The sequence below is a fragment of the Arthrobacter sp. UCD-GKA genome (assembly GCF_001863355.1).
In the GTDB taxonomy this organism is placed as follows: Bacteria; Actinomycetota; Actinomycetes; order Actinomycetales; family Micrococcaceae; genus Paeniglutamicibacter.
On the sequence record NZ_MOLR01000007.1, the window covers coordinates 151815 to 177149 of the forward strand.

22 protein-coding genes are annotated in these 25335 nt (G+C 68.5%); 10 read left to right on the top strand and 12 right to left on the bottom strand.

Annotated elements, in window-relative coordinates; all coding sequences use genetic code 11:
- Positions 1-61: 61 nt before the first annotated feature.
- Positions 62-940: a class I SAM-dependent methyltransferase gene (locus tag BLJ79_RS13795; protein ID WP_071215338.1), complete on the bottom strand. Its 879-nt coding sequence runs from the start codon at positions 938-940 to the stop codon at positions 62-64.
- 68 nt (positions 941-1008) lie between these two features.
- Here BLJ79_RS13795 and BLJ79_RS13800 point away from each other — a divergent pair, with 68 nt between their 5' ends.
- On the top strand, positions 1009-1575 hold the full coding sequence (locus tag BLJ79_RS13800; protein WP_286135412.1) for a helix-turn-helix transcriptional regulator: 567 nt from the start codon (positions 1009-1011) through the stop codon (positions 1573-1575).
- On the opposite strand, the gene BLJ79_RS13805 is transcribed toward BLJ79_RS13800, so the two are convergent.
- Positions 1572-2486, bottom strand: a complete 915-nt coding sequence (locus BLJ79_RS13805; RefSeq protein WP_071215340.1) for a LysR family transcriptional regulator — start codon at positions 2484-2486, stop codon at positions 1572-1574. The genes BLJ79_RS13800 and BLJ79_RS13805 overlap by 4 nt on opposite strands.
- A 119-nt stretch (positions 2487-2605) precedes the next feature.
- Between BLJ79_RS13805 and BLJ79_RS13810 the strand changes: the two genes are divergently transcribed.
- The 3 genes from BLJ79_RS13810 to BLJ79_RS13820 are packed head-to-tail and all read left to right on the top strand — an operon-like array spanning position 2606 to position 7104.
- Positions 2606-4648: an oxidoreductase gene (locus tag BLJ79_RS13810; protein WP_071215341.1), complete on the top strand. Its 2043-nt coding sequence runs from the start codon at positions 2606-2608 to the stop codon at positions 4646-4648.
- A gap of 54 nt (positions 4649-4702) precedes the next feature.
- Entirely contained in the window at positions 4703-6007 is a 1305-nt protein-coding gene (locus BLJ79_RS13815) for an aromatic ring-hydroxylating oxygenase subunit alpha (RefSeq protein ID WP_071215342.1), read from the top strand.
- Positions 6004-7104, top strand: a complete 1101-nt coding sequence (locus BLJ79_RS13820; protein ID WP_071215343.1) for a flavin reductase family protein — start codon at positions 6004-6006, stop codon at positions 7102-7104. Before BLJ79_RS13815 ends, BLJ79_RS13820 begins: the two co-directional genes overlap by 4 nt.
- 21 nt (positions 7105-7125) lie before the next feature.
- Here the strand turns inward: BLJ79_RS13820 and BLJ79_RS13825 are convergent, their stop codons facing one another.
- The 3 genes from BLJ79_RS13825 to BLJ79_RS13835 all read right to left on the bottom strand — a co-directional run bounded on the left by BLJ79_RS13825 (position 7126) and on the right by BLJ79_RS13835 (position 11585).
- A complete protein-coding gene (locus BLJ79_RS13825; RefSeq protein ID WP_071215344.1) occupies positions 7126-8751 on the bottom strand; it encodes a peptide chain release factor 3 in 1626 nt (541 codons plus the stop codon).
- Between the two features lie 121 nt (positions 8752-8872).
- Positions 8873-10237 (bottom strand): MFS transporter, encoded by a 1365-nt coding sequence (locus BLJ79_RS13830; RefSeq protein WP_071215345.1) that lies wholly within the window; start codon positions 10235-10237, stop codon positions 8873-8875.
- Between the two features lie 112 nt (positions 10238-10349).
- Positions 10350-11585 (bottom strand): MFS transporter, encoded by a 1236-nt coding sequence (locus BLJ79_RS13835; RefSeq protein WP_071215346.1) that lies wholly within the window; start codon positions 11583-11585, stop codon positions 10350-10352.
- A gap of 169 nt (positions 11586-11754) precedes the next feature.
- Between BLJ79_RS13835 and BLJ79_RS22955 the strand changes: the two genes are divergently transcribed.
- Entirely contained in the window at positions 11755-11898 is a 144-nt protein-coding gene (locus tag BLJ79_RS22955; RefSeq protein ID WP_286135414.1) for a hypothetical protein, read from the top strand.
- Between the two features lie 13 nt (positions 11899-11911).
- Here BLJ79_RS22955 and BLJ79_RS13840 read toward each other — a convergent pair whose 3' ends face one another.
- The gene (locus BLJ79_RS13840) at positions 11912-12829 is read right to left on the bottom strand and encodes a DUF4389 domain-containing protein (RefSeq protein WP_083411302.1); all 918 of its coding nucleotides are present in this window, start codon (positions 12827-12829) and stop codon (positions 11912-11914) included.
- A gap of 80 nt (positions 12830-12909) precedes the next feature.
- Positions 12910-13941: an NAD(P)-dependent alcohol dehydrogenase gene (locus BLJ79_RS13845; protein ID WP_286135415.1), complete on the bottom strand. Its 1032-nt coding sequence runs from the start codon at positions 13939-13941 to the stop codon at positions 12910-12912.
- Between the two features lie 96 nt (positions 13942-14037).
- Here BLJ79_RS13845 and BLJ79_RS13850 point away from each other — a divergent pair, with 96 nt between their 5' ends.
- From BLJ79_RS13850 to pstS, 3 genes are all read left to right on the top strand, one after another.
- A complete protein-coding gene (locus BLJ79_RS13850) occupies positions 14038-14748 on the top strand; it encodes a TetR/AcrR family transcriptional regulator C-terminal domain-containing protein (RefSeq protein WP_071215348.1) in 711 nt (236 codons plus the stop codon).
- Positions 14749-15155: 407 nt separating this feature from the next.
- Complete coding sequence (locus BLJ79_RS13855) at positions 15156-16625, top strand: HNH endonuclease (RefSeq protein ID WP_071215349.1); 1470 nt, start codon at positions 15156-15158, stop codon at positions 16623-16625.
- 149 nt (positions 16626-16774) lie between these two features.
- A complete protein-coding gene (pstS, locus tag BLJ79_RS13860) occupies positions 16775-17905 on the top strand; it encodes a phosphate ABC transporter substrate-binding protein PstS (RefSeq protein ID WP_071215350.1) in 1131 nt (376 codons plus the stop codon).
- A gap of 67 nt (positions 17906-17972) precedes the next feature.
- Here the strand turns inward: pstS and BLJ79_RS13865 are convergent, their stop codons facing one another.
- The 4 genes from BLJ79_RS13865 to BLJ79_RS13880 form a co-directional block, all read right to left on the bottom strand.
- Positions 17973-19013 (bottom strand): hemolysin family protein, encoded by a 1041-nt coding sequence (locus BLJ79_RS13865; protein ID WP_071215351.1) that lies wholly within the window; start codon positions 19011-19013, stop codon positions 17973-17975.
- Positions 19010-20329 carry a hemolysin family protein gene (locus BLJ79_RS13870; RefSeq protein ID WP_071215352.1) on the bottom strand — a complete coding sequence of 440 codons (1320 nt, stop codon included), beginning with the start codon at positions 20327-20329 and terminating at the stop codon, positions 19010-19012. The genes BLJ79_RS13865 and BLJ79_RS13870 overlap by 4 nt, the downstream gene beginning before the upstream one ends.
- 249 nt (positions 20330-20578) lie before the next feature.
- A complete protein-coding gene (locus BLJ79_RS13875) occupies positions 20579-21244 on the bottom strand; it encodes a potassium channel family protein (RefSeq protein ID WP_071215414.1) in 666 nt (221 codons plus the stop codon).
- 25 nt (positions 21245-21269) lie between these two features.
- Positions 21270-22637 carry a TrkH family potassium uptake protein gene (locus BLJ79_RS13880; protein ID WP_071215353.1) on the bottom strand — a complete coding sequence of 456 codons (1368 nt, stop codon included), beginning with the start codon at positions 22635-22637 and terminating at the stop codon, positions 21270-21272.
- A 158-nt stretch (positions 22638-22795) separates the two neighbouring features.
- On the opposite strand from BLJ79_RS13880, the gene BLJ79_RS13885 reads away from it, so the two are divergent.
- Positions 22796-24013, top strand: coding sequence for an amidohydrolase (locus BLJ79_RS13885; RefSeq protein ID WP_071215354.1), 1218 nt, complete (start codon positions 22796-22798; stop codon positions 24011-24013).
- Positions 24014-24167: 154 nt separating this feature from the next.
- Entirely contained in the window at positions 24168-24296 is a 129-nt protein-coding gene (locus BLJ79_RS23770; RefSeq protein WP_281070103.1) for a hypothetical protein, read from the top strand.
- Between the two features lie 120 nt (positions 24297-24416).
- Here BLJ79_RS23770 and BLJ79_RS13890 read toward each other — a convergent pair whose 3' ends face one another.
- The gene (locus BLJ79_RS13890; RefSeq protein WP_071215355.1) at positions 24417-25301 is read right to left on the bottom strand and encodes a uracil-DNA glycosylase family protein; all 885 of its coding nucleotides are present in this window, start codon (positions 25299-25301) and stop codon (positions 24417-24419) included.
- Positions 25302-25335 lie beyond the last annotated feature (34 nt).

Here is a 25335-nt window from a genome sequence, read left to right on the forward strand (position 1 = left end):
CTGGACCCGAAGCGACGGGGCTCCCGGTGGATAGCGAGCCCGGGAGCCCTGCGAGTCGTTCCTACCTGGCGATTCGTGCGGCCCACACCGTGCGGCTGCCGCGCATCGACAGGTCGGTGCGGGCGAGCACCGAGCGCGGGTCCCTGTCATCCAGCAGCACTTCCAGGGCGTGGAGGTACGCCGTCGCCAAGTCGTCCTTGAGGGAGTCGCGCATCCGGGACAGCCACCGGTGGGCGGCGCGCGCCACCAACTTCTGGTCTTCTTCGATCGCGTAGCCGAAGGTTCGCTGGTCGACGACCTCCATCCCCGCCTCCCGGATCGGGCCGGCCCAGTCCGGGTGGGCGTTCCACTTGGCGCTGCCCGCCGCCGCATGGCAGCGTTCCTCCAGGCCCGGGGTGCCGAACCCCAGGTCCCGGGGCAGGTAGCGGGGGAAGGCGTCCATCTCCACGACCACCAGCAGCCCGTCGGCCGACAGCGTGCCGGCGATCCGGTCGTACACGCTGGCCGGCTCGCTCATGTGGTGCATGGAGGATGCTGCCCACACCAGGTCGATGTCCGTCAGTTCCGGCCACGCCGCGTCCAGGTCCACCTGCAGGGTCGAGACCCGCTCCTCCAGCCCAAGCGATTTCACCTTCCCCGCCAGGCGCCCGAGCATGAACTCGGACTGGTCCAGGGCAACAACCCCGGCCTCGGGGAAGGTGCGCGCCAGCCCGAGCGTACCGGTGCCCGTGCCGGCGCCCAGGTCCAGGATGGTGCTCGGGCCTGGCTGGTGCCCGGCGGTCCAGGCGAAGATCTCCTGCAGGTGGTCCTTGATCAGCTGGGCGTCCAGGTCGAGCATTTCCGCCATGCCCTGTTCGTTCGAATGCTGGTGATCGTGGTGGTTGCCGTGGTTTCCGCCATGATGGTGGTGGCCGTGTTCCGGGGAATGCTGTGTCGTCATGGTTCCAGCCTAACCACCATATGCGTCATTGGCATACACTCTTGCGTATGACGCAAGAAGATATTTCCATGGACACCGTGATCCGCCAACGCCTCAAGGGACTGCGGCTGGCCAAGGGCTGGTCGCTGGATTCCCTGGCGGCCCGCTGCTTCCTGAGCCCCTCCACGCTCAGTCGCATCGAGACCGGACACCGCAGGATCGCGCTTGACCAACTCGTACCGCTGGCCAAGGCGCTGGGCACCACTCTTGACCAGCTGGTCGRSYCGACCAGCGACGAGGACGTGGTGATCCGGCCCGAGCCCGAACACCAACCCGGGCTCACCACCTGGCTGCTCTCGCGCGAACACTCGGCCAACGGGACCACGGTGGCCAAGATGCGCATCACCCCGGAGCGGTCCCTGAAGGACATCGGGCTGTCCGTGCACCCGGGCCGCGAATGGTTCACCGTCCTGTCCGGCACCGTCTCACTGGTGCTGGGGGAGCGCGCCATCCTGGTCCACGAGGGACAAGCCGCCGAATTCTCCACCATGGTCCCGCACCGCATCGGGGCGCACGAAGGCCCGGTGGAGATCCTGACGATCTTCGACCACGGCGGGGAACGGGCCCACATGCACCACGACCACGCTTCGGACTAAGCCAGGCCGGGGACTGCGGCCGCGGTGCGCGTGAGCACCTCCAGGGCCTCGGCCAGCACCGGCTGGGAGCCGCTGCCGCGGCGCACCACGGTGCGGATGTGCCTCGAGGGGGCGGGATCCCCGCGCAGCGGCACCCGCACGATCGGGTAGCCGGAGGGAAGCCGTGCCAGCCGCGGGACCAGGCAGACCCCGAACCCGGCCGCCACCAGTGCCGCGGCGGTGTCCCATTCCGCTGCCTCGTGGGCCACCGTCGGGGTGAAGCCCGCTTCCGCGCAGGAGTTGAACACCAGTTGCCGGTGCGGCCGGCCGAGCCGGTCCACGATCCACTGCTGGTCCGCGGTTTCCCCGAGCCTCACGTCGGGCCGGGAAGCCAGCGGATGGCCGGCCGGAACCAGCAACTCCAGCGGGTCGTCGAGCAGGAAGTGGGTTTCGAAGCGGCTGTCGGCACTCGACGGGGCGGCCTCGGTGGAAACGATCACTGCCAGGTCGGCGTCGTCCGCCAGCAACAGGTCCAGGCATTCTGCCGGGTCCGCCTCGATGATCCGCACCTCCAATGCCGGCCGGCTGGCCCGCAGCGCCGTGACCACCGCCGGCAGCAGGGCCGCGGCCGCGGTGGAGAAGCCGCAGATCCGCAGCGAGCCCGCATAGCTGCCGGATTCGGCGGCCAGCAGCCCGCGGATGTGTTCCCAGCTGGAGAACAGCGCATCGACGTGGCTGAGCAGGATGCGCGCCGCCGGGGCCAGCCGGACCCCGCGTCCCTGCGGGACCAGCAGCACCACGTCGAGGTCCTCGGCCAGGGTGCGCAGCTGGTGGGAGACGGCCGAGGGCGTGAAGTGCAGGGCCTTGGCGGTGGCGGTGACGGTCCCGTGGGCGGCAAGCATGCGCAGCACGTGGAGCCTCGGATCGATCATGCACGAAGATTACACGTTATTGTGCGATTCCGTTTGCTGGTCTTCAGCAATGGCCCGGTCCACACTTGAGGCAACGGGTCCCCGGGACCGGGCACCCGGTGAACGAAAGGGCCTGGCGCATGAAAATCACGGACCCGCTGCTCGAGCCGTTTGCGCTGCGGCACCTGGTGCTGCGCAACCGGATCGTGAGCACCTCGCACGAGCCGGCCTACGCGGAGAACTCGATGCCGACCGACCGCTACCGGGCCTACCACGTGGAGCGCGCCAGGGGCGGTGCGGCACTGCTGATGATCGGCGGATCCGCGGTGGTTTCCCCCGACAGCCCGCCCTCCTTCGGGAACCTCCAACTGCACCGCGACGAGATCTCCGCCTGGCTGCGCAAGCTCACCGCCGAGGTGCACGAGGCGGGGGCCGCGGTGATGTGCCAGATCACCCACCTGGGCCGGCGCACCAGCAACTACGCCGGGGACTGGCTCCCGGTCCCGTACCCCTCGGCCATGCGCGAGCCGGCGCACCGCGCCTTCCCCAAGGTCGCCGAGGAATGGGACCTGCACCGGATCGCCGCCGACTACGCCGCCGCGGCGGTGCGCTGCCGGGACGCCGGCATGGACGGGGTCGAGATCCAGTCCTACGGGCACTTCATGGATGCCTTCCTGTCCCCGGCCACCAACGACCGCACCGACGCCTGGGGCGGCAGCTTCGAGAACCGCATCGCCTTCCCGCTGCTGGTGATCCGCGCCGTGCGCGAGGCCGTGGGCCCGGAGTTCATCCTGGGCATCCGCATGTCCATGGACGAGGACAAGGAGCACGGGCTGGGACGCACCGAGGCCATGGCCGCGCTGCACCGCTACGTCGAGGCCGGCATCGACTTCCTGTCCGTGATCAAGGGGTCCATCGAATCCGACGCCGCCCTGGCCAAGGTGATCCCGTCCATGGGAGCGCCCTCGGCCCCGTTCCTTGACTTCGCCGCATCCATCAGGGCCGAGGCCGGGATCCCGGTCATGCACGCCTCGAAGATCGCCGACATCGCCACCGCCCGCCACGCAGTCTCCCACGGGCTGCTGGACCTGGTCGGGATGACCCGGGCCCAGATCGCCGACCCGCACCTGGTCGCCAAGCTGGCCGCCGGGCAGGAGGAACGGATCCGGCCCTGCGTGGGGGCGAACTACTGCCTGGATTCCATCTACGCCTCCGGGGATGCCAAGTGCATCCACAACCCCGCCACCGGGCGCGAGCTGAAGCTGCCGCACACCGTGCCGCCGGCCGCCGCACCCTCGAAGGTCGCCGTGGTCATCGGCGCCGGGCCGGCCGGCCTGGAATGCGCCCGCGTGCTGGGCGAGCGCGGGCACCGGGTCGTGGTGTTCGAGGCCGCGGACGCCCCCGGCGGCCAGGTGCTGATCGCCGCCTCCACGCCCCGGCGGCGGGACCTGCTGGGCATCATCGACTGGCGGGTCTCCGAGGCGCTGCTGGCCGGGGTCGAGATCCGCTACGGGGTCTACGCCGAGGCCGACACCGTGCTGGCCGAAAACCCGGACGTGGTCCTGGTGGCCACCGGCGGGATGCCCAACCACGACTTCCTCACCCGAGGCGGGGACCTGACCGCCGATTGCTGGGACGTGCTCGGGCACCTGGCCGCCGTCCCCGAAACCGTGCTGGTCTATGACGACAACGGGGCAGAGCCGGGCATGGACGCCGCCGAGAAACTCGCGGCCGCCGGAGCGAAGGTGGAAATCGTCACCCCCGAGCGCATGCTCGCCCCCGATGTCGGGGCCATGAACTCCCCGGCCTACCTGCGGGCCTTCTCCGAACACGGGGTCTCCACTACCCTGGCGCACCGGCTGCGCTCGGTCGTGCGCGAGCCGGACGGAAAATTCACCGCGGTGCTCTACAGCGAATACTCGGGCCTCGAAACCACCCGCACCGTGGACCTGGTGGTCACCGAGCACGGCACCCTGCCCAACACCGAGCTGTACTTCGAGCTGCTGCCCGATTCGACCAACGCCGGGGAAATCGACTACCCGGCGCTGTTGGCCGGGACCCCGCAGCCCGCCGGGAAAAACCCGCAGGGCCGCTTCGCGCTCTACCGCGTCGGGGACGCGGTGGCCAGCCGGAACATCCACGCGGCCATCTACGACGCCCTGAGGTTGTGCCTGCCCATGTAAATAGACCCGCTCGCTTTGCCCAGACCCAGCCACCTCACCACGAAAGGAACCGCCATGACCACGACCACGACACCGGTCCACCACCTGCCGCCCTCGCACACCCCCTCCGCCGGGATCGCCGAACTGGTTGCCCGGCGGATCCCGGGGCTGAGCCTCGAGGCCCCGTTCTACACCTCGCCCGAGGTGCTTGAGATGGACATCTCCGAGATCTTCGCCAAGCACTGGATCTTCGTGGCCACCGACGCCGAGATCCCCGAACCGGGGGACTACCTCACCATCTCGGTGGGCCCGCACTCGGTGATCCTGCTGCGCGACGACGACGAGGAAATCTCCGCACTGCACAACGTCTGCCGGCACCGCGGGGCCAGGATCCTTTCCGACCCGTCCGGCTCCGTTGGCAACCTGGTCTGCGGCTACCACCACTGGACCTACGGATCCGACGGGGCCCTGCTGCACGCCGACTCCCAGCCCGCCGACTTCGACAAAACCCGTTTCGGGCTGCGCAAGGTGGCCGTGCAGTCCGTGGCCGGGCTGGTGTTCATCTGCCTCTCCACCGACCCGCCGGAAGACTTCGCCACCTATGCGGGCCGGATCGAGCCCTACCTGGCCCCGCACCAGCTGCGCCGCACCAAGGTCGCCGCGCAAGAGGACCTGGTGGAGCACGGGAACTGGAAGCTGGTGATGGAGAACAACCGGGAGTGCTACCACTGCGACGGGCACCCCGAACTCTCCTGCTCGCTGTTCCCCACCTACGGATACGACCCGGACGGGCTGCCGCCGCGGCTGCGTCCCGCCTACGACCGCTACCTCGCCGCGGAGGCCGACCTGCACCGGCGCAGCGAGGCACACAACCTTCCCTACGCGCAGATCCAGGAGCTGCGCGCCCCGGGCACCGGATTCCGGATCCAGCGCGAACCCATGGACGGGGCGGGCGAGTCCTTCAGCCCCGACGGGAGCCTGCTGTGCCGCAAGCTGCTGGGGGAGCTCACCGAGCCCAGGCTCGGGCGGCTGTCCATGCACCTGCAGCCCAACGCCTGGTTCCACGTGCTCTCCGACCACGCGGTTACCTTCTCGGTGCTGCCGCTTTCCCCGGACAAGACGCTGCTGCGCACCACCTGGCTGGTCCACGAGGACGCGGTGGAGGGGGAAGACTACGACCTGGAGGCACTGAAACGGGTGTGGCAACGCACCAACGAGCAGGACTGCAGCTTCGTCCAGCGAGCCCAGCTCGGGGTCACCAGCCCCGCCTACCTCCAGGGGCCCTACGCCCCGAACGAATACCAGGTCGAGGACTTCATTTCCTGGTACATCGACCGCCTGCGCGCTGGCCTCGGCATGGGCATGGAGGTGCAGCCATGACGCAGGAACTCCAGGTCCTGCCGGCTTCCCTGCCGGCGGCACCCGCCGACCGAACCCTGCGCTGCACGGCCGTCCGCCAGGAGACCGCGGAGGCCAGGACCTTCACCTTCGAGCCCGAGGCGGGGGAGGGCTTCGGCTGGCTGCCGGGGCAGTACCTCACGTTCTCGCTGGACACGCCCCACGGGCAGCTGGCGCGCTGCTACACCATCAGCTCCATCCCGCGGGACGGGCTGGAGATCACGGTCAAGGCCCTGCCCGGGGGACCGGCCTCGAGCTGGCTGCACGACTCGCTGGCCCCCGGCACGGTCATCGAGGCCCACGGTCCGCTGGGCGGCTTCACCCCGCCCGCGCTCGCCGGCGGGCTGCCGGACACTGCGCCCGGCTACCTGTTCCTGGCGGCGGGCTCGGGGATCACCCCGCTGATGTCCATCACCCGGGCCCTGCTGGATTCCGGCGCCCCGGTGGACGCGGTGCTGCTCTACAGCGCGCACGGCCCGGCCGAGGTCATCTTCCACCGCGAGCTGCGCTCGATCCCGGAGGCCAGCGGCATCCGCGTGGAAACGATCCTCAGCACCGGCTCCATCCCCACCCTGGGCGCCCCGCGCGCGCCGGGGCGGCTGGATGCGGAGCTGCTGCTCGAACTGGTGCCCGATGTGCGCGGGCGCGAGGTCTTCGCCTGCGGCCCGCCGGAATACCTGGAGGCGGTCCGCGGGATGCTGGAAGCTGCGGGCTGCGACGCCTCGGCGCTCACGGTGGAAAGCTTCGACATCGCCGACCACGCCCCGGCGGCATCCTCCGGGGCGCCGCTGTCGACCGCCGCCGCGGCCGGCGCACAGGTGTTCAGCGTCGAGTTCGTGCAAAGCGGGCGCACCATCGACTGCGCCGCGGACGGGTTCATCCTCGACGCCGCGCTGGCCGCGGGCATTCCCCTGCCCTCCTCGTGCACGCTGGGGATGTGCGGCACCTGCAAGTCCACCCTGCTCGGGGGCACGGTGGAGATGAACCACGCCGGAGGGATCCGGCCCCGGGAAATCGCCGCGGGCAAGATCCTGATCTGCTGCTCCACGCCGACCGGCGACCTGGTGATCGACGCCTAGCCGGCTCCGCAACCTCCCCTGCTATTTGGCTTCGTCGTCGGTGATGCCGAAGAGCTCGGGGCTGTCGGTCATGGTGCGACCGAGCTTCCACTGGTTCCTGAAGAGCCCCACGGGATTCCCGTTCGACCGGTAGACGACCTCGATGGCGGCGGCCTTGGCGGTCTTTTCCGGCTCCGGGCCGAACAGGTCCCTGGCCATTTCGTAGGGCAACGTCTCGTCGATTGCGGCCGGGGCGCCGAACTCGCGCTTCAAGCGATCCAGGGCCACCTCGAACTGCAGGACTCCAACCGCCGCGAAGATCGGCGACTGGCTCGTCCCGAAGCCGCGGTAGAGAACCTGGATGGTGCCTTCTTCTTCCAGGTGGGAGATTCCCCGGGCGAAGGCCTTGGAACGGCCTGCATCCAGGCTGCGCACCACGCGGAAGTGCTCGGCGTTGAAGTGCGGCAAGCGCGGAAAGGAAACTGCCGAACCGGCATGCACCGTGTCGCCGATCCGCAATCCGCTGGCGTTGCTGAAGCCCACCACGTCTCCGGGCCACGATTCATCCGCTGAATCGCGGTCCCTGCCGCTCATGTGGTGGGTGTACTTGGAGGAGACGGGCTTTGCCGTGGATTCGTTTAGCAGGGCCATGCCCCGTCGGAACGTCCCCGAGCACACCCGGATAAAGGCGAGCTTGTCGTGGTGGGCCGGGTTCATCCCCGACTGCATCTTGAAGACGAATCCGGAGAAATCCGAATCGAGGGGACGCAGGGTGCCGGACGAATCCGGGCGTGGACCTGGCGCGGGTGCCCGGTCCACCAGGAAATCCAAGAGCGGGGCGACCCCGAAGTTTGATGCGGCGGCAGCGAAAAGCACCGGCGTGGACCGGCCGGCCAAGAAATCTTCCCTGTCGAAGCCGCCATTGAGGGAGAGAGCAATGTCGCAGTCTTCGCGGGCGGCCTCCCACGCGTCTCCGGCGTCCAGGGCGGCTTCCTCGGGGCTCAGCTCGTCGGCCTGTGCGAGACTGGCGCCCGCGTTGGTGCGAGACAAGCGCGTGTAGGTTCCGATTTCAGGGTTGTACAGGCCACGGAAGTCGCCCGCGATGCCCACGGGCCAGTTCAAGGGCACCGGCATGCGGCCGGTGGCTTCCTGGACCTCATCGAGCAGCTGCAGCGTTTCCTGTCCGGGCCGGTCCCATTTGTTGAACACGGTGACCACCGGCAGCCCGAGTTCCTTGCAAACGGCAAAGAGTTTCAGGGTCTGGGTTTCCATTCCCCGTGAGGAATCGACAAGCATGATGGCGCAGTCCACGGCCGTCAGCACGCGGTAGGTGTCCTCGGAGAAGTCCGCGTGCCCCGGGGTGTCGAGCAGGTTGAAAATCACATTGCCGTGTTCGAACCGCAACGCGGTGGAGCTGATGGAGATGCCGCGTTCGCGTTCCATGGTGCCCCAGTCGGACATGCTTGCCGCGCGTCCCTGCTTGCCGTGCGTCACGCCTGCCTCCGTGATGACCCGCGCATGCAGGGCCAACGCCTCGGTCAACGTCGACTTGCCGGCGTCGGGGTGCGCAATGATGGCAAAGGTCCGGCGCCTGCGGGCCTGGTGGAACACGTCATTGCCGTCGGTGTTGGGTGGGGAATCGAAATCAGTGAAAGTGCTGGGAACCATCCCTAGAATCTACACTCGCGCGAGGGTTGCGCTAAGCCAGGAGGCTTGGCCGTGGACTGCCCGGGCCCGAACCTGTGCCGGGAACAGGCCTCGCGGCGGCCGGTGGAATCCCCCGGGGCACTCAGGGATCGTACATGGGACCGGGGGTTTCGTCGGTTTTCAGGGGCTTGAGTTCCTCGTCCGGCAGGTAGAGGTTGGTGCCGGTGCGGTCCTTGAGGGTGATCGTGGCGACCAGCGAGACCGCGACGAGCAGGAACAGGTAGGTCGACACCGCGATCGTGGAGTTGAAGGCTCCCACCAGGGCGGTGGCGATGGTGGGGGCAAAGGCCCCGCCGAGCACCGCGCCCAGGGCGTAGCTGATGGAGGAGCCGCTGAGCCGGATGCGGGCGGGGAACAGCTCGGCGTACAGGGCCGGCAGCGGGCCGTAGGACAACCCCATCACCGCGCCGAAAACGACCAGGGCGATGACCACCAGCGGCATCCTACCGGTGTCGATGAGCAGGAACAGCGGGTATAGCCAGGCGAGCATGGCGATCCAGCCGATGATGTACATCTTGCGCCGGCCGATGCGGTCCGAGAGCACCCCGGAGACCCAGGTGGAAGCCAGCCAGGCCACCGACCCGATGGTGATGATGTTCAGGAGGGTGCCGGCGTCCAGGCCCAGGCGCTTGGTGGCGTAGCCGAGGATGAAGCCGCCGGTGAGCATGTAACCGGCGGCGTTGTTGCCCATGAAGATGAATGTTGCCTGGACGACCTTGCCGGGGTGGTGGCGGAAGAGGGTGGCCAGCGGGGCCGTCTCGGTCTGCTTCGTGGCCTCCAGCTCGTGGAAGACCGGGGACTCCTCGACCCGGGTGCGGATGTAGTGGCCGACCAGGATCAGCACGAAGCTCAGCAGGAACGGCACCCGCCAGCCCCAGGCCAGGAACTGCTCCTCGGTCAGTGCAGCGGCGAAGATGGCGGTGACCCCGGCGGCCAGCAGCATACCGGCGGGAACGCCCAGCTGCGGGAAGGCCCCGAACCTGCCGCGGCGGTCGGCCGGTGCGTGTTCAACGGCCATCAGCGCCGCCCCGCCCCACTCCCCGCCGGCGGAGAAGCCCTGGATCACGCGCAGCAGCACCAGCAGGATCGGTGCCCACACCCCGATGGTGGAGTAGGTCGGCAGCACGCCGATCAGGGTGGTGCCCGCGCCCATCAGGATCAGGGTGATGATCAGCACCACCCGGCGCCCGTAGCGGTCCCCGACCCGGCCCATCACCACGGCCCCGAAGGGCCGGAACAGGAAGCTGATGCCCACGGTGGCAAAGGAGACCACCGAGGCCACCGTGCCCTCGAGCTCCGAGAAGAACAGCGGTGCCAGGACCAGGGCGGCGGCGTTGGCATAGATGAAATAGTCGTACCACTCGACCGTCGTGCCGATCATGGTGGCCCCTGCCACCCTGCGCTGTTCGGGGCTCATCCGCCGGGAGGTCGATGCTGTGCTGCCCATGGGAATTCCTTCCTCCGGAGGCGAGGAGCCCGGGGCCGGCCGGCCGCAGTGCAGTTCGCCCGATGCCCACATTGTAGGTCTTCCACCGCACCCGGGGCGAGGGAAAACAGGCTTAACCTGCCGCTTCCCGGTCCTTGCGGCGCCGACGCAGCACCAGGTATCCGGCGAGCGCCACGCACAGCGCGTAGGTCCAGGCCGCCGCGCCCCAGCCCAGCGCGAATCCGCCGGGGGAGCCGATCAGCGCGCCCATGGCCAGGGGGCCGACGGTGAATCCGCCGAATTGCCCGGCGGTGACCATTCCGGTGGCCATGCCGATGGTGGAGGCCGGGACGCTGCGCACCACCGCCGCCATCAGCACCACCGAGACCCCCAGGGCCGAGGCCCCGTGCAGGGCCACGGCGCACCAGAGCAGCGCGGCGGAACCGGTGGCCCCGGCGGCCAGGAACACCCCGGCCCCGGCGAGCGCGAGGGTCGCCAGCAGCAGCAACAGCGGTGGAGCGGCCATGCCGCCGGACATCATCTTGCCCCAGCCCACGCGGGCCGCCACGCCGATCGCCCCGGCGGCCGCTGCCGCCAGGCCGCCCAGCACCAGGCTGAAATCCAGTTCGCGCACCGCATACAGGGACAGATAGACGTTGGTGGCCTGCACGCCCATGCCGTTGACGAAGCCGAAGGTGGCCAGAGCGTAGATCAGGAACCTGGTGTTCGGCGGCGGCGCCGGGACCGGGGCGGGCCCGGCGGGAAGCGGGCCGATGCGGACGGGGGCCTGGGGCAGCAGCGGCACCGAGGCGACCACGCGCACCGCGACCACGCCCAGCGCCCCGGCCACCACGGCGCCCACGGCGTTGGCCCCGTGCCAGCCGATCCAGGCGGCCAGGGCCGGGAAAGCCAAGGAGGCCACCAGCTGGCTGACCTGGACGCCGGATTGCTTGATGCCGATCCAGCCGATGCGCTTGTCCTCCGGGACGCGTTCGGCCAGGATGCGGTTGGTGACCCCGTTGGGGAAGGACTGGGCGAGCCCGGAGAGGCCCGCGGCGACCAGCAGCAGCACGTAGCCTCCGGGGATCGCGGCCAGGGCCAGGGCCGCGGCGGCCAGGGCGAAGACCAGCACCAGCAGCCGGGTGTCGGGCTGGCGGTCCGTGAAGCGGCCGAAGGCCGCGTTGCCCACGGCCCCCGCCGCGAAGCAGACGGTGGCCAGCAGGCCGAATTGGGCCTCGGTGATGCCCAAATCGGTGATCACCAGGTCGCTGATGGCGCTCAGCCCGTAGTTGAGGATCGGGCCGGCGGCCACCGCGGCCAGCAGGGCGGCCAGCAGCAACTTCCCGGGGCGCCCGGCGCGTGCCTGCATTCGGCTCTCCTGATGTCACGGTGTGGTTTCCGGGTTGGCTCCGGGTCGAAGACCAGTGTTTCACAACTGCCCTCTGGCTCCGGCACCGCGTGACCCCCGTTGTCTGCCATGTGGCGCGGCTGGGGTCTGGCCCCGAACGCTTCCGCACGTGTCAGGGAACAACTGTCTGGTGATTCAGTCGATCTCCTCCGGGCTGACCCTGGTGAACCTGGATTCCTCCTTGCGCTACATGATCACCGGGGCGGTGCTGCTGCTGGCCGTGGTCATCGACTCGCTCTCCCGGCGTTCCCGCCGGGCCGCCGGGCGCGCGTAGCCGCGCCCGCACCTCAGGCGCGCGGCGCGGGCACCGGTTCCCCGGCACCCTGGTCCAGGCGGAAGGGTGGATACGCATCGGTCATCAGGGCCGTGTAGGCCGCGGTGCGCAGCGCCCAGCGGTTCAGCCCCACCAGCAGGTTGAAGATTCCCTGGCGGTACACACCGGTGAACAGCAGGATCACCGCGGCGATCAGCACCAGCGCCGCGGCCAGCGAGATGCCCCGGGTCTCGTTTGACCAGGAATCGTCGGCCCAGGTGCCTCCGGTCATTGCGGCCACGATGAGCAGGTGCGGCAGCGCGAACAGCCAGGATTTCACCAGCACCTGCCAGTGCGAGAGCCGCTCCGGGTAGGCGACGTCGAAGCGGGCGGGGTAGGTGCCGCGGGCCAGTGTGAAGGGCGGGTAGGCGTCGGTGCCCAGCACGCCGTAGGCGTAGAAGGAAACCCGCCAGTTCCAGCGCAGCACCCCGACGGAGAACTGGAACCAGGAAGCCGGATACTTCCCGGTCAGCAGGATCACCAGGCCGGCGGCGAGCGTCACCACCGGGAACGCAACCCACAGCAGCGCCAGCACCACCACGTGCGGGATGGCCAGGAACCACTTGACCAGCCACTTCCAGCGCGAGAGCCCCGGGTCCAGTTGCCCGGAGACTTCCGTGGGCAGCGCCGCGGATGTTTCGTTGACCTGCGGGGCGCCGGCGGCGATGCTGCGGCCCAGTCCGGCGGCCCCCACGAGGATGGCCAGGAGGCCCAGTGCCGTCCCCGCGGCCAGGGCCGCGAATTCCGGGCCGGTGTCTGGGAAGCCCGGGACGGCGATTGAACCGAGGGATGCGACGGTGAGCAGCACCCCGATGACGAGCAGGGCCATGTGGAGTCCGGACATTTGTCCGGTGGAAGGGGCCTGGGGTGCGGATGCTGGCTGGGTTGTCATGGCGTTCGGCTTTCACGAAGCGGTGATGAGACGGGGGATGCGGAATTCCGCGGGCGGGGACGAAGGTGGGTTGGCGTGCCTTAGATGGTGATGGCGATCTTGCCTCGGGCCTTGCCGGCCACGAGGTGTTCCATGGCCGCCCGTGCCCGTTCCAGCGGGTAGGACACTTCGAGGTGCGGGCGCACCGCGCCCGATTCCAGGAACGGGGCCAGCTCCTCCAGGTCGGTGGCGCGCTGGGCGGAGGCCAGCATCACCAGGCGCTGGCGGATGAATGGCGAGAGCGCCACGGCCCTGAACTGGCGGTTCATGCCCAGCCACTTTCCGGCGCCCTCGCCGCCGACAACCACCGCGGTGCCCGTGGCTGTCAGCGCCCTGCGCAGCCGGCGCAGGCTCGGGTTTCCTCCGGTGTCAACGATCAGGTCGTAGCGCTGCGAAAACTCGGTAAAATCCTGGCGCGTGTAGTCCACCGAGTGCTCGGCCCCCAGGGCCAGGACGAGGTCCTGCTTCGCGGTGGAGGCCACGCCGGTGACCTCGGCGCCAAGCGCCTTGGCCAGCTGGACCGCATAGCTTCCCACCCCGCCCGAGGCGCCGGTGACCAGGACGCGCTGGCCCGCGGCGACACGGCCCAGGCGCAGGGCCTGGAGCGCGGTGGCACCCGACACCGGGACCACGGCGGCCTGGCGGAAGTCGAGGCTTGCAGGCTTGAGGGCCAGCCGGTCTTCCTTGGCCACCGCATATTCGGCGAACGTTGCGCGCCCGAAGCCATAGACCGCATCCCCGACGGCGAAGCGGGTGATGGCCGCTCCGACCGCGGCCACCGTGCCGGCCAGGTCAATGCCCGGCACCGGGTTCCTGGGCCGGCGCAGGCCCACGGCCAGGCGTGCCAGCAGCGGGGTGCCGGTCATCAGGTGCCAGGTGCCGCGGTCCAAGCCGGCGGCATGGACCCGCACGAGCACCTCGTTGTCCCGCGGAACGGGTACGGGGATGTCTGCCGAATGGAGGACCTCCGCATCCCCGTACCGGTCCTGGGTGACGGCCCGCATGGTTGTTTGGGGCACCGTCCCGCCCGTGGCCTCGGATGCCTGCGGTGGTACTTGCCCTTCGCCGTTCATGGCGATTCCTTCCGGGGTGCAAGGCTTCACGAATTGTTGCCTTACTTAGTAAGTGACCTTAGCTTACATAGTACGAAAATGCGATAGGATCGGGACATGACGGCCGAGGAAATTTCTGAAGACCCCTTGCCACGTACTCCGCTAAGCCGGGAACGCGTGCTGGGAAGCGCCGTTGCGATTGCCGACGCGGACGGGATCGGGGCGCTGACCATGAGGTCACTGGCCCGGGAGCTTGGGGTGAAGCCCATGTCGCTCTACTACTACGTGGCCAACAAGGGCGAGATCCTGGACGCCATCATCGACATGGTGTTCGCCGAGATCGATGTTCCATCCGTCGTGGGGGACTGGAAGCGGGAGATGCGTCGGCGGGCCGGCGCGGTGCGCCAGGCGCTGGGCCGCCACACCTGGGCCATCGGCCTGCTGGAGTCGCGCACTGCCCCCGGCCCGGCGACGCTGCGCCACCACGATGCGACGCTCGGGGTCCTGCGAACCGCCGGATTCTCGGTGACGGCCGCGGCGCACGCCTACGCGTTGCTGGACAGCTACACCTACGGCTTCGCCCTGCAGGAGGCCGCGCTTCCCTTCAGCGGGCGCGACACCGCGGCAAGCGTCACCGATCCGATCGTGCAAATGTTCTCCGCCGGCGACTACCCGCACCTCATGGAGATAGCCACCGAACACGTGCTGCAACCGGGCTACGACTTCGGCGATGAATTCGAGATCGGCCTCGAGCTGATCCTCGATGCCCTGCAGCGCTGGATCCCCGAAACCGGGGGCGGACCGGAGACCTCGGCGCCCACCGGGTGAACCGGCCCGCACCCGGCCTTGGCACGTCACGTACCTGGCCCGGATATGGATGCCAGCGGGCAGCATCTCCATGTTCTGCCGGCTTTCGACGCCGCGCTCGCCGGGCTCGTCGGTCAGTTAGTGCGCGCACCGCACCCCCTGTCGTTCTCGGGCATTCGGGCATCGGCACCGGGTTTCCCCAAGCCGACGCCTCCCTGGAACCTGCCCTCGCCACAGACACGAGAGAACAAGACTGCTGGCATCCGTGCGAGCTCGGCCTGCCCGGCGCTCCCAAGTCGACCGTTGCGGCTCCAATGCCGCCGCGTGCGAGTCCCGTCCCATCGGGATGAAAACTTGCGGACGTGCCCCGGACGGAGAGGGAGGGGCCCGAATCCCAAACTGTCTGTGGGGCTTTCTAGAATGGAGTCATGGCAACATCGTCATCGACTTCGGGATTCGGCAGCATCGAAGATGCCGACCTCGACGATGAGCTGTTCGCGGACCTGGAAGCCGACCTCGAATCCGTGGACCTGAGCTACGGGGCCCTGCTCGGCAGGGGCATGGACATGAAGGCCTTGCTCGCCGACTTCTTCGCCTGCACGGGAGTGGACGGCATCCGCACCGTGACCCAAGCCGTCGCCGACGTACCGCTGGAGCTCTCCCCGTACGAGGCGATCGAGGGCGTCGGGGCCCTGGAAGACCTGAAATCCTGCGCCAACGCGGTGCAAGCGGAAATCGCCTGCGCCCACGAGGCAGCTGTCACCACCGACCGCACGCGCCGCGGCGTGCTGGAAAAGAACCCGCAGCAAGGCATCGGCGCAGACGTCGCCATATCCCGGCACGAAGCGCCGCGCTCCGGAACCCGGGAGCTGAACTATTCCCGGATGCTCTRCCAATCGCTGCCCTTCACCAAGGCCGGCCTCAAATTCGGTGTCATCAACGACGCCGAAGCCCGCATCATCTACCGCGTGCTGAAGGACCTCGACGAAGACGCCCGGACGGAGCTCGACGCCCGCCTCTTCATGGAAACCCACACCTGCTTCGGCCTGGGCGGCAAGAAGCTCGAAGCGATGCTCCGCCACTGGGCCCTTGCCTACCAAAACCAGGTCGAGGCCGACCTCGAGGCCAAGGCCGCCAATGACCGCTACGTGAGCGTCTACCCCATCGACTCACACCGGACGAAGATCATCGGCATCGTGCCCACCGAGGTCGGGGCCGCCATTGCACAGGTGCTGGCCCGGGAAATCGCCAGTGCGCACGCGGCAGGGGACACACGCAACGCAGCACAGATCGCCGCCGACACCGTCCTGGAAGCCCTGACCGGCGTCAAGGACTTCACCAACATCCCGGTGACCCTCGAACTGGTCATGACCGACCGGACGCTGATGCAGGGACACCCGGAACCGGCCTTCCTGCAGGGCTACGGCGTCATCTCCGCGAAGAAGGCACGTGAACTCTTCGCCGGCAGCCCGGAAACCCCGCTGGGAACCTGGGTTCGCCGGCTGTACACGGCACCGGGCACCGGGGACCTCATCGCCATGGACCGCAAGGCCAGACTCTTCACCGGCGGCCTCAAGCGGTTCATCACCACCCGCGACCAGTTCTGCCGCACTCCTTACTGCACCGGCCGGGTCCAGCACCTGGACCACGTGGTCCAAGCCGCCCTTGGCGGAGAAACCTGCGCGGAAAACGGCGGCGCACGGTGTGCCTGGTGCAACGCCACCAAGGAATCGCCCGACTGGTTCGAAATCCCGGTGCCCGGGGACCGGCACAGCATCCGGATCACCACCTCCAGCGGCCACGCCTACACTTCCACCGCGCCGCGAATGCCCGGCACCGAAAATTATGCCGTGCACCCCGTGGGGCCGCCCGCGACCCCGCCGCCGCGGCGGCAGTAGGCCGCCAAAACCGCCAGGCAACACCTCCGCCACCGAATCGAAACCCCTTCTCGATTCGGGGACCGGACCGTGTGCACGCTATGGTCGTCTAGGTCCATTTCGTGCATCGTCCCCAGGAGGAATCCTTGCCGCACCAGGCCCACCAACCAATGGCCACCTTTCACGTCCTGAGAGCGGCGCCCCAGCGGCGGATCGCGCTGATGCTGGGCCTTGGCCTGCTGCTGACCGGCTGCGGTGCCGACTACCCGCTGGGCGACGCCCAACGCCAGGCCGCCGAAAACAACACCTCGCATCTTTCCGGCACGCTCACCGGCGGCGGGTCCAGCGCACAGAACTCCGCCATGAACGCCTGGATCGGCGGATTCGCCACCCAGCATCCCAAGGTGCAGGTCCAATACGCCTCGGTGGGATCCGGAGCCGGTCGCGCAGGCCTGCTGGCCGGGGCCACGCTATTTGCCGGCTCCGACGCCTACCTCAAGGAATCCGAGGTGGCCCGCTCGCAGCAAACCTGCGGACCAGAGGGCGCAATCAACATCCCGGTGTACATCTCGCCGATTTCGATCGCCTTCAACCTGCCCGGCATCAAGGAACTGGACTTCGACGCGGCAACCATCGCAAAGATCTTCTCCGGCACCATCACCTCCTGGCAGGACCCGGCCATCAAGGCCCTGAACCCGGATGCGTCGCTGCCCGATGTCCCGATGACAGTGGTCGCACGCTCGGACGACTCGGGAACCACCGAGAACTTCACCGACTACCTGCATGCCGCCGCCCCCGAGAGCTGGACGCACGATCCGTCCGGGTCCTGGCCCGGCGGGCTGGGCACCGAGCAGGCCCAGGGAAATTCCGGGGTCGTCACCACCGTGGCCCGCACCCCCGGTGCGGTGACCTACGCCGATGACTCGCTGGTCGACGCGACCCTGGGCAAGGGCACACTGAAGGTCGGGGACTCCTTCGTTCCGGTCAGCGGAAAGGCCGCGGCCATCGCGGTGAGCGCCTCGCACCGGGTGCCAGGGCGCCACGGCAACGACATAGCCCTGGAACTGGACCGCACCACCACCAAGCCCGGTGCCTACCCGCTGGTGCTGGTCTCCTACTTCATCGTGTGCAGCGGCTACACCGATCCCAACTCCCTGGAACTGGTCAAGGCTTTCGGCCACTACATCGTCAGCGACGAGGGCCAAAAGGTCGCCGCCGACTCGGCCAAGAGCGCACCGATGCCCGAGGACCTGGCCGCCGAGGCCGCCGCGGCGATCGATTCGATCACGCTGCGCCCATAGCATTTCCGTTCAACGGCAGCGGCCCGCCCCATGGGGCGGGCCGCTGACGTTTGCCGGTTTTGCGGCATCAGGCGCTGGTGGCGTCCTGCACCTCGCCGACCAGTTCCTCGATGATGTCCTCCAGGAACAGCACGCCGGTGGTGGAGCCGGCGGCGTCCAGCACGCGGGCCACGTGGGAACCGCTGCGGCGCATGGCCGCCAGCGCATCCTCCAGCTCGCTGCCGCCGAAGACCGAGGCCAGGGACCGGATCCGCTTGGCCGGGACCGGCTGGGCAAAGGCCTCCGGGACGGTCAGGTCCATGACGTCCTTCAGGTGCAGGTACCCGGAGGGCTCCCCGTCGCCGTCCACCAGGATGTAGCGGGAGTATCCGTGCGTGGCGACCGCGTGCTGGATGTCGGCCGGGGAGGAATCCTGCGGCAACACCACCATCGCCCCGATCGGCACCTCGACGTCGGATACCTTCTTGGAGGTGAACTCGAAGGCCTTGCCGAGGGTTCCGCTGGCATCCAAGAGCACCCCGTCGCGCGTGGACTGCTCCACGATGCCGGCGACTTCCTCGAGCGTGAACGCGCTGGTGGCCCCGTCCTTGGGCTCGACGCGGAAGAGCCGCAGCACACAGTTCGCGATGCCGTTCAGGCTCCAGATCACCGGCTTGACGATCCGGGCCACCATCACCAGCGGGGGAGCCAGCAGCAGGGCCGCGCGCGTGGGCACCGAGAAGGAGATGTTCTTCGGGACCATCTCGCCGATGACCACGTGCAGGAAGGTGACCAGCAGCAGGGCCGTGACGAAGGCGATCACGCCGATGGCCTCGGCCGAGAGCGTGGTGAACCCCAGCGGGATTTCCAGCAGGTGGTGGATCGCCGGTTCGGACACGTTCAGGATCACCAGCGAGCACACGGTGATGCCCAGCTGGCTGGTGGCCAGCATCAGCGTCGCGTGCTCCATGGCCCACAGCGTGGTCTTCGCGGCCTTGGAGCCGGCCTCGGCCTTCGGCTCGATCTGCGAGCGGCGGGCGGAGATCACGGCGAACTCGGCGCCGACGAAGAACGCGTTGATCACCAGCAGCACCACCAGCCAGATGATTCCGGGCAGGTACTCGTTCATCGGGTCTGCTCCTGGGTGGATTCGGCCGGGTCGGGGGTGAACTTCAGGCGCTGGACGGCGGTGCCCACGACGCGTTCGACCCGCAGCGAGCCGGCGTCGATGCGCACCTCGAGACCGGGTTCCGGGACCCTGTCCAGTTGCTGGGCGACGAAGCCGGCCAGCGTGTCGTAGTCCTCGTGCTCGGGCACCAAGACGCCCGTGCGCTCAAGCAGCTCGTCGGGACGCAGCGAGGCATCGAAGGTGATCGCCCCTGCGGTCCGCAGCACGCCGACGCGGGCGCGGTCGTGTTCGTCCTCCAGTTCGCCGACGAGTTCCTCCACGAGGTCCTCGAGGGTGACGATGCCGGCGGTTCCGCCGTGTTCGTCGGAGACGATCGCCACCTGCAGGCCGTGGGTGCGCAGCTTGCCCAGCAGCGAGTCGACGCCCATGGACTCGGGCACCATCAGCGGGCTGGCCATCAGTTCGGTTGCGGCGGTGGTGGCGCGCCGGGCAAGCGGCAGGGCGAAGGCGGCCTTGAGGTGCACCACCCCCAGGATCTCGTCGCGGTCCCGCCCGATCACCGGGAAGCGGGAGAACCCGGTGGCCACCGCGGCCTCGAGGATGTCACCAGCGGTGGCGGAGGCTTCGACGGGCACCATGCGCACGCGCGGGGTCATCACGTCACCGGCCGTTCGCTCGGAGAAGCGCAGCGTGCGGTGCAGCAGCGTCGCGTGGTCCTGTTCCAGGGCGCCCTCCAGGGCGGAGCGGCGCACGAGGGAGGTGAGTTCCTCGGCGCTGCGGGCCCCGGAGAGTTCTTCCTTCGGCTCGATGCCGAAGGAACGGATGATGGCGTTGGCGGTGTTGTTGAACAGCAGGATCACCGGCTTGAACACCGCGGTGAAGGCGGCCTGGAAGGGCACCACCAATTTGGCGGTGGCCAGCGGCACGGCCAGGGCAAAGTTCTTGGGCACCAGCTCGCCGATCACCATGGAGAACACCGTGGCCAGGAAAACCCCGACGACGGTGCCGATGCCCGGGACCAGTGTCTCGGCGACGCCCGCGGACAGCAGCGGGCCGCGCAGCAGGGAGCTGATCGCCGGTTCGAAGGTGTAGCCGGTCAGCAGCGTGGTCAGGGTGATGCCCAACTGCGCGCTGGAGAGGTGGGTCGAGGTGATCTTCAGGGCCTTGATGGTGGTTCCCAGGCGCTTCTCGCCGCGCTCGGCGCGCGCCTCGAGGTCGTGCCGATCAAGGTTCACCAAGGCGAATTCGGAGGCAACGAACAAGCCGGTGCCAACGGTGAGCAGCAGACCGATGCCGATCATGATCCACTCATTCATGTGGGCGCCCCTCTCCGCCAGGTGCCGGAATCGAACCGGCAGTCAGTGGGAGGGGCCAGGGCATGTGTGAAGGGGGGTCGTCCATAGTGCTTTCAACTCTAGCGGAACGCACGCTGCCGGGATTTCCCGCCGGTCTCCGCCCAGTGGCGCCCCACAGCGCCGCAGGTGCCCCGGGCCCCGGATTTCCGCGGGAACCCAAGGGCGCCGTGGCCCATCCGGCGGCCCCAGGGTTCACGGCAATTTCCCAGCCTAGAGCCGGGTGGCGAAGCGCTCGGCCGCGGAGGTGGCACCGGCCACGATGATCTCGTCGCCCTCGTGCAACACCGTGGAGGTGGTGGTGTAGTCCCATTCCTGGCCCGGCCGCTTGGCCGCCACGATGGTGACATGGTGCTTGGACCGGATGCCGGTGTCCCCGAGCGGGCGGCCCACCGCCTCCTTCGGCGGGCGGGTCTTGACCATCGCGAACCCGTCCTCGAACTCGACGTAGTCGAGCATCGCGCCGCGAACCAGGTGTGCCACCCGCCGGCCCATGTCCTGCTCGGGGCGGATCACGTGCTTGACGCCCAGCTGCTCCAGGATCTGTCCGTGCGCGGCGCTGACCGCCTTGGCCCAGATGGTGGGCTTGTTGAAGCGCAGCAGCGCCGAGGTGGTCAGGATGCTGGCCTCCAGGTCGCTGCCGATGCCGACCACGGCGCGGTCGAACTCGTGCACCGAAAGCTGGCGCAGCGCCTCCTCCTTGGTGGAGTCGGCGCGAACCACGTGGGTGAGCCGCCCGTTGAAAGACTGGACGATGTCCTCGTCGTTGTCGATGCCCAGCACCTCGGTGCCGGCCGCGGCCAGCTCCAGGGCCAGCGCCCCGCCGAAGCGTCCCAGGCCGATGACGACCACCGAGTTGGCCTCGGCAATGCGCTCCATGGACTTGGGCGTGAACAAGTGGTGCTTAGCCAATGAGTGGCCTCTCTTTCGGGAATTCATACATCACGGGTCGGGTGCGCAACGCCAGCGCCGAGGCCAGGGTGACCGGCCCCAGGCGCCCGATGAACATCAGGAACACCAGCAGCAGCTGGCCGGCCGGCGGCAGCGAGGCGGTGATGCCGGTGGACAGCCCGACGGTGGCGAAGGCGGAGATCGTTTCGAAGAGCAGCCGGTCCAGGCCGAAGTCGGTCATCAGCATCAGCGCCATGGTCGAGCCGATGACCAGGGCCACGGCCAGCAGCACGAGGGTGATGGCCTGGCGGTGGACCGAACGCGAGAGCCGCTTGCCAAAGACGTTCACGGCCGTGCCGCCCTGGATCTCGGTGAGCAGGATGAAGAACAGCACGGCGAACGTGGTGATCTTCAGCCCGCCCGCGGTGCCGGCCGGTCCGCCGCCGATGAACATCAAGATGTCCATGCCCAGCCAGGTGGCCGGATCCATCTGCCCGAAGTCCAGCGAGTTGAAGCCCGCGGTGCGGGTCATGACCGATTGGAAGAATCCGGCCAGCATCTTGTCGGCGGTGGACAGCAGACCCAGGGTCTTGGGGTTGGTCCATTCCAGGGCGCAGATGAAGGCGGTGCCGCCGGACAGCAGCGTCACCGTGCCGCCCAGGACCAGCTTGGTGTTCATGGTCCAGTGCAGCGGCCGGCGGTAGTGCCTCCGAAGCTCGAAAAGCACCGGAAAACCCAGTCCTCCAACGATGATGGCGGCGGCGATCGGCAGGCAGATCCAGGGATCTCCCACGAAACCCATCAAGTTGTCGCTGAACAGCGCAAACCCGGCATTGTTGAAGGCCGAGATCGAGTGGAAGAAACCCAGCCAGATGGAGTGTCCCCACGGGTTGCCCAGGCCCACGGCAAAGCGCAGCGTCAACAGGACTGCGATCACCAGCTCGGTGCCAGCGGTGATGCGCAGGACTCCCAGCAGCACCGAACGCACGTCGCCGAAGCCGGCGCTCTTGGTTTCTGCCGCCGTCTGGATCCGCGACTTCAGCCCCAGCCGCCTGGCCATCAGCACCCCGAGCAGCGAGGCGAAGGACATGATGCCAAAGCCGCCGAGCTGGATCAGCACGAGGATCACGACCTGCCCGAACCTCGTCCAGTAGGTCGCGGTGTCAACGACCGCCAGCCCGGTCACACAGACGGCGGAGGTGGCGGTGAACAGGGCCTCGAGGAAGTTGGCCCCGCCCGGTCCGGTCTTGGCCATGGGCAGCATCAGGATCGCCGTTCCGGCGGCGACGGCCAGACCGAAACCCAGGGCAATGGCCTGGGCCGGATGCCTGGGGAGCAGTGCCCTAACCAGGGGACTGTATTTCGTAGCTGGGACACGCATGGATCCCAGAATAAGCGCTGCCGGACCAAAACCTTGGTTTGGTGCCGTGACGCCCCAAATCCGCGCAGGCGGCACCGGCGCCCCGAAGCATCGGAACCCAGGCCGCGACACGTCGAAACCATGGCACTGAGGGGTGTTGGAGTCCTAGACTCGGGCGCATGGCCATTGACCTCGAGCACCTGTACCGCGACCTGCACGCCCACCCCGAACTCTCCTTCCAGGAACACCGCACCGCCGGCATCGTCGCCGGGCACCTGGCCGAGCTCGGTCTCGAGGTCCACAGCGGCATCGGCGGCACCGGCGTTGTCGGCGTGCTGGCCAACGGGCCCGGCCCCACCGTGCTGCTGCGCGCGGACATGGACGGGCTGCCGGTGCTCGAGGCCACCGGGCTGGACTATGCCAGCACCGCGGTGGCCACCGGCGCCGACGACCACTTGGTCCCGGTCATGCACGCCTGCGGCCACGACGTGCACGTCACCTGCCTGCTGGGCGCCGTGGAAATGCTTGTCGCCCAGCGGGGAACCTGGTCGGGGACCGTGCTGGCGCTCTTCCAGCCCGCCGAGGAATCCGGTGGTGGCGCCCGAGCCATGGTCGATGACGGGCTCTACGCGACGGTGCCGAAACCCGACGTCGTGCTCGGCCAGCACGTCGCTCCGTTCCCTTCCGGATGGCTCGGGTTGCGCCCGGGAGTCGCCATGGCCTCGGCCGATTCGCTGACCATCACGCTGCACGGCTCCGGCGGGCACGGCTCGCGCCCGGAGACCACCGTGGACCCGGTGCTGCTGGCCGCGGCCACCACCATGCGCCTGCAGGGCATCGTCTCGCGGGAGCTTGCCGCCGCCGACCAGGCGGTGCTGACGGTCGGCCAGATCCATGCCGGCACGAAGAACAACATTATTGCCTCGCACGCCACCCTGGGGCTGAGCATCAGGACCTTCGATGAATCGGTGCGCACCAAGGTGCTCAGCTCCATCGAACGCGTGGTGCGCGGCGAGGCCATGGCCTCCGGGTCGCCCTCGGAGCCCGTGCTCAGCCTGGAAGAGCATTTCCCGCTGACCGTCAACGACACCGCGGCGTCGGCGCGGGTTGCCGCGGTGCTGTCCCGGCGGTTTGGCGCGGAGCACGTCATGGATCCGGGCCCGGTCGCGGGCAGCGAGGATGTCGGCATCCTGGCCACTGCTGCCGGGGCGCCGCTGGTGTATTGGTTCTTGGGCGGGGCCGACCCAAGCCTTTTCAAGGACTTTGCCGCAACCGGAAGGATGCCGGAGGACATTCCCTCGAACCATTCACCGCGGTTCGCCCCGCAAGTCCAACCGACGCTGGGCGTGGGAGTCGATGCCCTGGTCGCTGCCGCACGTGCGTGGCTGGCCGAATAGCCACGGGGCACGGAGGCGATCCATGGCAAGGTGCCGTGAGCGGAATCCGGCGGGTCCAGCCAAATGCACAGCAATACAGGCTAGGGTTTGCCGGTAGGGGTACTTTCCCCTAAATTTTGGGATTGCCGAGCAATCCCAGCTAGGACGGCACAACATGTCGAAGTCACCGCGCAAGGCAGAAGCCAAGAAACCCTCGAAATCCATCAAGGAAAAGCGCGCCGAAAAGCGCACCAAGACTGCGGGGGAAACGATCCTTGACCCCGTGCGCAAGGTTTCGAAATAACCGCCATGCGGTGTGGCTGATCTAAATGGCCACCTCGAAAACACGTGAAAATGCCTGTTCGGCGGAAGGAAAACCTTCGCCGAACAGGCATTTTTGTGTCTGCAGCCGTTCCGTGCGTTCCTAGCGGAGGCCGGAACCTCGGTAGACGCGCACCCACGTGTCCGGGGTGACGCCCAGCGCGCGGCGCTGGCCGGCGACCTCCACGGTCAGGGTCACCCGCCACTCGGGGCTCGGCTGGAAGGCCTTGAGCAGGGGACCGTGCAGCGTCTGGTTGCCGTCGCTGACCTCGATCACGCGCTTCAGGTGCTCGGGACCAAGATCCTCGGCACGCACCATCGATTCGCGGCGGGGGCCGGCCGGACCACGGGGGACCTTCACGATCGTGCGGGCCTCGCGCATGGCCTCGGAGCGTCGGGCAATGCGCTGCTCGCGCTGGGCCGTGGTGCCACTCAGGGAGAGCGGGGCGGGCGAGAAGCTGGGAATGGCCGTGATCCGCGTGACTGCCTGCGGGTATTTCTTGGTCAGCTTCGCCCAGAACTCCTCCGGGCCCTTGCCCATGAGGATGACCGCGCGCAGGTTGGGAACCAGGCGCAGCAACCTGCCCATGGGTTCGAGCCCGGCATTCGTCTCCGCGCCGGTCAAGCGTCCGGCAGCACCCTCGGCCCGGTACCACGGGTAGGCGTGCCAGAGCACAACTTCCTTGGTGTCGATTTCCGACTCGGCCAGCAAGGTGGCCAGTGCCTCGGCCGATGCATCGTCAGCCTCGGTGGAGAGGATGTCCTCGCCGTCCTCGGCTCGATTGGCAGCATCGGGGGCGGGCATCAGGCACAGGATGGTGGCGTCGGTGCCTCCATGGAGGGGCGCGAAGAACGGGACGGATCCGGTGTTTCCGGGCGATTCGGCGCGCAGGTCCTGGACGAGGGAATTGAGGGGTGCAACGTGTTCGGCCCACAACTCCGATTCCTGCGAGTTCCTGAATTCGGGGTCGATCATTTTGCGGGGCATGAAGGTTTCTCTCATGTAACTTTTGAGGGGTTTA